The 240-nt window shown below is 69.6% G+C and carries 1 protein-coding gene; it reads right to left on the minus strand.

Features of this window, described 5'->3' with window-relative positions; genetic code table 11:
- Positions 1-240: hypothetical protein (locus tag HKX41_13200; protein ID NNC25091.1), on the minus strand; the 240-nt coding region annotated here is incomplete at both ends.

Genomic DNA, 240 nt, shown 5'->3' on the forward strand with positions numbered 1-240 from the left:
CGAGCTTGGGCACCGACGCGCCGCTGAAAGCGATCAGCGTCTTGCGGTCTTCCGGCGTGTTGTGGCCGTGGTGCACGGAACCGCCGTGGTCCGTGCCGACGATGATCAGCCAATCCTCGTTGGCGTAGTTCGGCCGCGCGCGCAGCGCCGCGGTGAGCTTGCCGATCGATGCGTCGACGCCGCGGATGGCCGCGGTGTAGCCGTCGGCGTCGCGGTTGAAGTAACTGCCGGCGTGGCCGG

The organism is Salifodinibacter halophilus, assembly GCA_012999515.1.
Lineage (GTDB): Bacteria > Pseudomonadota > Gammaproteobacteria > Nevskiales > Salinisphaeraceae > Salifodinibacter > Salifodinibacter halophilus.